This window comes from Nocardiopsis sp. NPDC101807, from assembly GCF_044766605.1.
Classification (GTDB): Bacteria; Actinomycetota; Actinomycetes; order Streptosporangiales; family Streptosporangiaceae; genus Nocardiopsis; species Nocardiopsis tropica.
On sequence record NZ_JBIWMK010000004.1, the window covers coordinates 191,910 to 199,745 of the forward strand.

Consider the following 7,836-nt stretch of genomic DNA (forward strand, 5'->3'; position numbering starts at 1 on the left):
CACGACGACGCGGTCGGCGCGGTGGGACGCGGCCCCGGCTCGGGGAATGGCGGGATCACCAGGGGGAAGGTGACGGATGGTGGGTACGGGTGTGCGGCGCGCTGCCCGGACGGGCGCGCGTGGACCTAGCTACACGCCTGACAGCCGCGGCGGCACAGGTCGATGTGCCACCTTCGTGTCAGTCCCCAGATGTTCGTCACGATCAAGGACAATAGCCTCGATCCCTTACTTATTCCATACATGTGTGTCGACGTCTTGCTGTCCCAGGGGCCACACTGTCGACACCGTGGGCTTTTTCGATCCTCCGCTCCGCCCGGATGGGGCGAGGATCACGTGGATCGCCGGATCCGGGAAGGATCCGTGGAAACCACCGTGACGGAGTGACAGTGATGGCTACCGTGGGCGACGAGAACGATCCGACGCACGGAGACGGCGACATGTCTGTTCCCACCGCGGTCGAAATCCTGGTCTCCGAGTTCGGTGAGGTGACGATCCCGATGCCACCCCGGCGGGGCTTCACCGCCGACGACCTCGACCGCATCCCGGATCTTCCGCCGCACACCGAACTCATCGACGGAAGCCTGGTACTGGTGAGCCCCCAGAAGCGCTTTCGCATGTTCGTGCTCAAACTGCTCGAACAGCAGTTGGACGCCCAGGTCCCCGAAGACATGGTGACGTACCGGGAGATGACGGTCAGGCTCGCCGAGCGGCAGAGGCCCGAACCGGATCTCATGCTCGTCCGTGAAGGCGACGGGCAGGGGGTGCACGACACCTGGATCGAACCGCAGCTCGTCGCGTTGGCGGTCGAGGTGACCTCTCCGGAGTCCGAGGTGCGTGACCGCGAGCGTAAGCCACAGCTCTACGCGGAGGCGGGGATCCCCTACTTCTGGCTCGTCGAGGAGGAAGCGCACATGGAAGTGGTGGTGTACGCCTACGAACTCGATCCGGTCAACAAGAAGTACGGGAATCTGACCGTGTACCGGGAGCGGCTCAAGACCAGCGCGCCGTGCGACCTGGACATCGACCTGACCCGCGTCTCACGTGCCGGGAGGGGGCCGGCGGGGCGTGACACATGAGGGAGGCGCCGGCCGGCGCCTCCCCGCGTGCTTCCGTCGGCCGTGGGCTAGGCGTCCTTGATCTCGCAGACCACCGCGCCGTTGCCCACGCTCTCCCCGGCCGAGACCTTGAGGCCGCTGACGGTCCCGGCCCGGTGGGCGGCCAGGGGCTGCTCCATCTTCATCGCCTCGATGACGACCACGGTCTCGCCCTCGGCCACGACCTGCCCCTCCTGGGCCACGACCTTGACCACGGTGCCCTGCATCGGCGAGACCAGGGAGTCCCCGCTCGCGGCCGCCGCGCCCGTCCCGCCCCTGCGCGAGGAGCGCTTGCGCCGGCCCGCGTCCGCGGCCGGGGCCTGGGCCGTCGCGCCCAGCCCCGCGGGGAGCACCACCTCGATCCGCCTGCCGCCCACCTCCACCGTGACGCTCTCGCGCCCGGAGGGCTCGGCCTGGCCGGGCTCACCGGACCACGGCGCGATCGTGTTGTCGAACTCGGTCTCGATCCACCGCGTGTACACGCCGAACGGCTGTTCGGGGTCGGCCGGGGCGAACGCCTCGTCGGCCACGACCGCCTGGTGGAACGGGATCACCGTGGGCATCCCGCCCACCTCGAACTCGGCCAGCGCCCGGCGCGAGCGGGCCAGCGCCTCGGCGCGGGTGCGCCCGGACACCACCAGCTTGGCGACCATGGAGTCGAAGGCCTGGGGGACGGTGAACCCGGCCTCGCAGCCGGTGTCCACCCGCACCCCCGGGCCGCCGGGCAGCTTCAGCTCGGTGATGGTGCCCGGGGCGGGCATGAAGCCCCGCCCGGGGTCCTCGGCGTTGATGCGGAACTCGAAGGAGTGCCCGCGGACCTCGGGGTCGCCGAAGCCCAGCTCCTCGCCGTCGGCGATCCGGAACATCTCCCTGACCAGGTCGATGCCGGTGACCTCCTCGGTCACCGGGTGCTCCACCTGCAGGCGGGTGTTGACCTCCAGGAAGGAGATGGTGCCGTCCACCCCGACCAGGAACTCGCACGTGCCCGCGCCCACGTACCCGGCCTCGGCCAGGATGGCCTTGGAGGCGGCGTAGAGCTGCCGGGTCTGCTCGGCGCTCAGGAACGGGGCGGGGGCCTCCTCCACCAGCTTCTGGTGGCGGCGCTGCAGCGAGCAGTCGCGGGTGGACACCACCACGACGTTGCCGTGGGCGTCGGCCAGGCACTGGGTCTCCACGTGCCGGGGCCGGTCCAGGTAGCGCTCCACGAAGCACTCCCCGCGCCCGAACGCGGTGACGGCCTCGCGCACCGCGGACTCGTAGGCGTCGGTCACCTCCTCCAGGGTGTGGGCGACCTTGAGGCCGCGCCCGCCGCCGCCGAAGGCGGCCTTGATCGCGATGGGCAGCCCGTGCTCGGCGGCGAAGGCCACGACCTCCTCGGCCGACTCCACCGGGTCGGGGGTGCCCGCGACCAGGGGCGCGCCGACCTTCTGCGCGATGTGGCGGGCCTGCACCTTGTCGCCCAGGGCGGTGATGGCCGAGGGCGGCGGGCCGATCCAGGTCAGGCCGGCGTCGATGACCGCCTGGGCGAAGTCGGCGTTCTCGGCCAGGAACCCGTAGCCGGGGTGGACGGCGTCGGCGCCCGAGGCGGCGGCCACGGCCAGGAGCTTGGCGATGTCCAGGTAGGAGTCGGCCGGGGTCGACCCGCCCAGGGAGTGGGCCTCGTCGGCGAGCTTGACGTGGAGGGCGTCCAGGTCGGGCTCGGCGTAGACGGCGACGCTGGCCAGGCCGGCGTCGGAGCAGGCGCGGGCGATGCGCACGGCGATCTCGCCGCGGTTGGCGATCAGTACTTTACGCACGGTGGGAAGTCCTTCTGCTGTGGCGTGGGGCGGAGGCGCACCGGCCGCTCCCTGCGACGTCTGGGTGGTGGTGGAGCACGGGGGCCGTCACCTCGTGCTCAGGCGCCAGGCCCCGGGCCCGGGGCGCAGCGGGGCGCGCAGGTTCCGGGAGCGGTCACTCCACCCCGAGGGGCGCCGGTCCGCCCCGGGCGCGTCGGAGGCCGCGCGGGCGGCGTTCGCGCGCGCGGCGAGGACGGCGGTGAGGACCGCGACCTCCTCGGCGGTCGGCTCGCCCCGGACGACGACCAGGTGCGGCGGGTTCTTCGGCGCGCTCACAGCGGGATGTTCCCGTGCTTCTTGGGGGGCAGCTGCTTGCGCTTGTTCCGCAGGGCCCTGAGGGCCTTGGAGATCTGGCCCCGGGTCTCGGACGGCATGATGACGCCGTCCACGTATCCCCGCTCGGCGGCGGAGTAGGGGTTGAGCAGGGTGTCCTCGTACTCGCCGACGAGCCGGGCGCGCTCGGCCTCGACGTCGTCGGCGGCGGCGAGGGTGCGCCTGTGCAGGATGTTCACCGCGCCCTGGGCGCCCATGACCGCGATCTGCGCGGTGGGCCAGGCCAGGTTGACGTCCGCGCCCAGGTGCTTGGACCCCATGACGTCGTAGGCGCCGCCGAAGGCCTTGCGGGTGATCACGGTGATCAGCGGCACGGTGGCCTCGGCGTAGGCGTACAGCAGCTTGGCGCCGCGCCGGATGATGCCGTCCCACTCCTGGTCGGTGCCGGGCAGGAAGCCGGGCACGTCCACGAAGGTCAGGACGGGGACGTTGAAGGCGTCGCAGGTGCGCACGAAGCGCGCGGCCTTCTCGGAGGCGTCGATGTCCAGGCAGCCCGCGAAGCTCATGGGCTGGTTGGCGACGATACCGACGGAGCGGCCGTCCACGCGGCCGAAGCCCACCACCATGTTGGTGGCGAACCGGGCGTGGACCTCCAGGAACTCGCCGTCGTCCAGGACGGCCTCGACGACGGTCCGCATGTCGTACGGCTGGTTGGCCGAGTCCGGGATGAAGGCGTCCAGGGCCAGGTCGGTGTCGGTGACCTCGTCGCCCTGCTCGTCCTCGGGCGCCAGGACCGGCGCCTCCTCCAGGTTGTTGTCGGGCAGGTGCGAGAGCAGGGTGCGGACGTAGTCGATGGCGTCCTGCTCGTCGGCGCCCATGTAGTGGGCCACACCCGACTTGGTGCTGTGGGAGCGGGCCCCGCCCAGGTCCTCCATGGAGACGTCCTCGCCGGTGACGGTCTTGATGACGTCGGGGCCGGTGATGAACATCTGCGAGGTCTCGTCCACCATCACCACGAAGTCGGTGAGGGCGGGGGAGTAGACGTGTCCGCCCGCGGCGGCCCCCATGATGAGGGAGATCTGCGGGATGACGCCCGAGGCGTGGGTGTTGCGCTTGAAGATCTCCGCGTACAGGCCCAGCGCGACGACGCCCTCCTGGATGCGCGCGCCGCCGCCCTCGTTGATGCCCACGACGGGGCAGCCGTTGGTGAGGGCGTGGTCGAGGACCTTGACGATCTTCTCGCCGTAGACCTCTCCGAGGGAGCCGCCGAAGACGGTGACGTCCTGGCTGAAGACGGCGACGGGGCGCCCGTCGACGGTTCCGTGGCCGGTGACGACACCGTCGCCGTAGGGGCGGTTGCCCTCCAGCCCGAAGCTCGTGGAGCGGTGTCGGGCCAGGGCGTCGAACTCTACGAACGACCCCGGGTCGAGGAGCGCGTCGATGCGCTCGCGGGCCGTCATCTTGCCTTTGGCGTGCTGTTTCTCAACGGCTCGAGCGGAGCCCGCGTGGACGGCTTCGTACCGGCGTCGTTGCAGGTCGGCGAGCTTGCCCGCGGTGGTGTGGATGTCGATCTCGTCCGCGGGCGGCGGTTCAGGGGCTTCGGTGGCCATAACTACGCAGGTTAACCGCGTCCTCGCGGGACCGGGGCACGCGGTCCTGGTTACTCGCCAGTAGGTGCGGTTCGGCACGGCCTCGCCCGACCCCCTCCGGAAGGGGTCGGGCGGGCCCGTCGGGACGCGGAAACGACGTGAGTAAATGTGCGCTCCATTCCCTTGCGCAACAATGCTTAACGCCCGGGCAAAGTGCGTCGGAAATGCGCCCCCGCGCGCCTGGCGTCCGGTCCGATCTCTGTAGTGTCGGGCCCATGACAGCGGTAAGCGCAGAACGCGACAGTGCCCGGCAGGAAGTTCCCGAGCAGCTCAGGAATGACGTCAAACTCCTCGGCGAGATGCTCGGAACGGTCCTCGCCGAAAGCGGGGGCGAGGAACTGCTCGCCGATGTCGAGAAGCTCCGACACGCCGTGATCGGCGCCCGTGACGGTTCCGTCACAGGCGAGGAGATCACCGCGATCGTCGCCGCCTGGCCCCTCGAACGCGCCAAGCAGGTGGCCAGGGCCTTCACGGTGTACTTCCACCTGGCCAACCTCGCGGAGGAGCACCAGCGGATGCGGGCCCTGCGCGAGCGCGACGACGCCGCCAACCCTCCCCGCGAGTCCCTGGCCGCCGCCGTGCGCGCCATCCGGGAGGCCGACGGCGGGGAGGAGCGCCTCAACGAGCTCGTGGCCGGCATGGAGTTCCACCCCGTGCTCACGGCCCACCCCACGGAGGCCCGGCGCCGCGCCGTCTCCACCTCCATCCAGCGGATCAGCGAGGACCTCGACGCCTGGCACGCCTCCCACCAGGGGAGCAGCGCCGCCGCCGAGGCGCACCGGCGCCTGCTGGAGGAGATCGACCTCCTCTGGCGCACCTCCCAGCTGCGCTACACCAGGCTCGACCCGCTCGACGAGGTGCGCACCGCCCTCGCGGCGTTCGACGAGACCATCTTCTCCGTCATCCCGCAGGTCTACCGGAGCCTGGACGCCGCCATCGACCCCGACGGCACCGGTGTCCGGCCCCCGCGCGCCACGCCCTTCGTCCGCTACGGCAGCTGGATCGGCGGCGACCGGGACGGCAACCCGTACGTCACCCACGACGTGACCCGCGAGGCCGTGCTCATCCAGTCCGAGCACGTGCTGCGCGGGCTGGAGGGCGCCGCGGACAGGGTCGCCCGCACCCTCACCGCCTACTCCAACCTCACCCCGGCCAGCCCGGCGCTGCTCGACGCCCTGTCCGCGGCCCGCGCCGGCCACCCCGCCCTGATGGCCGGGATCGGCGAGCGCTCGCCCAACGAGCCGCACCGCCAGCTCCTGCTGCTGGCCGCGGCACGGCTGCGCGCCACCCGCGAACGCGACGCCGACCTCGCCTACCCCGACGCCGACGCCTTCCTCGACGACCTGCGCACGGTGCAGGACTCGCTGGTCGACGCGGGCGCCGTCCGCCAGGCCTACGGCGAGCTCCAGCACCTCGTCTGGCAGGCGGAGACCTTCGGCTTCCACCTCGCCGAGCTGGAGATCCGCCAGCACAGCGAGGTCCACGCCGCCGCCCTGGAGGAGCTCCGGGCGGGGAAGGCCCCCTCGGAGCGCACCGAGGAGGTCCTGGCGACCATCCGGGTCATCGCCTGGATCCAGGAGCGCTTCGGCGTGGAGGCGTGCCGCCGCTACATCGTCAGCTTCACCCGCACCGCGGAGGACGTCGCCGCCGTGTACGAGCTGGCCTCCCACGCCCTGCCTCCCGAGCGGATGCCCGTCCTCGACGTCATCCCCCTGTTCGAGACCGGCGCCGACCTGGACGCCTCGCCCGACGTGCTCGACGGCATGCTGGAGGTGCCCCAGATCCGGCGGAGGCTCGACCGGACCGGCCGCCGCGTCGAGGTCATGCTCGGCTACAGCGACTCCGCCAAGGACGTCGGTCCGGTCAGCGCCACCCTGCGGCTGTACGACGCCCAGGCCCGGCTGGCCGCGTGGGCGGAGCGGCACGACGTGCGGCTCACCCTCTTCCACGGCCGCGGCGGGTCGCTCGGCCGCGGCGGCGGGCCCGCCAGCCGCGCCCTGCTCGCCCAGGCGCCCGGGTCGGTCGGCGGCCGGTTCAAGGTCACCGAGCAGGGCGAGGTCATCTTCGCCCGGTACGGGCAGCCCGCCATCGCCCGCCGCCACATCGAGCAGGTCGGCCACGCGGTGCTCATGGCCTCCACCGACGCCGTGCAGGAGCGGGAGCGCTCCGCCGAGGCCAGGTTCCGCGGGGTCGCCGACGCCATCGCCGGGGCGGCCCAGGAGACCTACCTGGAGCTGATCAACACCGAGGACTTCGCGCTGTGGTTCTCCCGGGTCAGCCCCCTGGAGGAGCTCGGGGAGCTGCGGCTGGGCTCGCGCCCCGCGCGCCGCGGGGCGGCGCGCGGCCTCGGCGACCTGCGCGCGATCCCGTGGGTGTTCGCCTGGACCCAGACCCGGGTCAACCTGCCCGGCTGGTACGGGCTCGGGACGGGGCTGGCCGCCGTCGAGGACGTGTCCGCCCTCCAGGCCGCGTACCGCGAGTGGCCGATGTTCGCGTCCCTGCTCGACAACGCGGAGATGAGCCTGGCCAAGACCGACCGCACCATCGCCGAGCGCTACCTGGCGCTGGGCGGCCGACCGGAGCTGACGGCGCGGGTGCTGGACGAGTACGACCTCACCCGCGAGCTCGTCCTGCGGGTGACCGGCCACAGCCGCCTGCTGGAGAACCGGGCGGTGCTCTCCCGGGCCGTCGACCTGCGCAACCCGTACGTGGACGCGCTGTCCCACCTCCAGCTCCGCGCCCTGGAGACGCTGCGGGGCGAGGAGGCGGACTCGCTCTCCGAGCAGGACCAGCAGCACCTGGAGCGGCTGCTCCTGCTCTCCGTGAACGGCGTCGCCGCCGGACTCCAGAACACCGGCTGACCGCCACGGCCCCGCGACCGCGGCGGGGGGCCCCCCCCCCCCGGGGGGGGGGGGGGGGCCCCGGGGGGCCGGGGGGGGGGGGGGGGGGGGGGGGGGGGGGGGGCGGGGTCAGACGAGCTGGGCG

General features: G+C 72.4%; 5 protein-coding genes. 2 read left to right on the forward strand and 3 right to left on the reverse strand.

Annotated features, from left to right (window positions below; genetic code table 11):
* Positions 1–437: 437 nt before the first annotated feature.
* Positions 438–1,076 carry a Uma2 family endonuclease gene (locus tag ACIRPH_RS13800; protein WP_402913720.1) on the forward strand — a complete coding sequence of 213 codons (639 nt, stop codon included), beginning with the start codon at positions 438–440 and terminating at the stop codon, positions 1,074–1,076.
* A gap of 47 nt (positions 1,077–1,123) precedes the next feature.
* On the opposite strand, the gene ACIRPH_RS13805 is transcribed toward ACIRPH_RS13800, so the two are convergent.
* The 3 genes from ACIRPH_RS13805 to ACIRPH_RS13815 all read right to left on the reverse strand — a co-directional run bounded on the left by ACIRPH_RS13805 (position 1,124) and on the right by ACIRPH_RS13815 (position 4,812).
* Positions 1,124–2,890 (reverse strand): acetyl/propionyl/methylcrotonyl-CoA carboxylase subunit alpha, encoded by a 1,767-nt coding sequence (locus ACIRPH_RS13805; protein ID WP_402913723.1) that lies wholly within the window; start codon positions 2,888–2,890, stop codon positions 1,124–1,126.
* Positions 2,891–2,977: 87 nt separating this feature from the next.
* Positions 2,978–3,205 carry an acyl-CoA carboxylase subunit epsilon gene (locus ACIRPH_RS13810; protein ID WP_402913726.1) on the reverse strand — a complete coding sequence of 76 codons (228 nt, stop codon included), beginning with the start codon at positions 3,203–3,205 and terminating at the stop codon, positions 2,978–2,980.
* A complete protein-coding gene (locus ACIRPH_RS13815) occupies positions 3,202–4,812 on the reverse strand; it encodes an acyl-CoA carboxylase subunit beta (RefSeq protein ID WP_402913728.1) in 1,611 nt (536 codons plus the stop codon). The genes ACIRPH_RS13810 and ACIRPH_RS13815 overlap by 4 nt, the downstream gene beginning before the upstream one ends.
* Before the next feature lie 338 nt (positions 4,813–5,150).
* Here ACIRPH_RS13815 and ACIRPH_RS13820 point away from each other — a divergent pair, with 338 nt between their 5' ends.
* Complete coding sequence (locus tag ACIRPH_RS13820; protein ID WP_402914776.1) at positions 5,151–7,712, forward strand: phosphoenolpyruvate carboxylase; 2,562 nt, start codon at positions 5,151–5,153, stop codon at positions 7,710–7,712.
* Positions 7,713–7,836 lie beyond the last annotated feature (124 nt).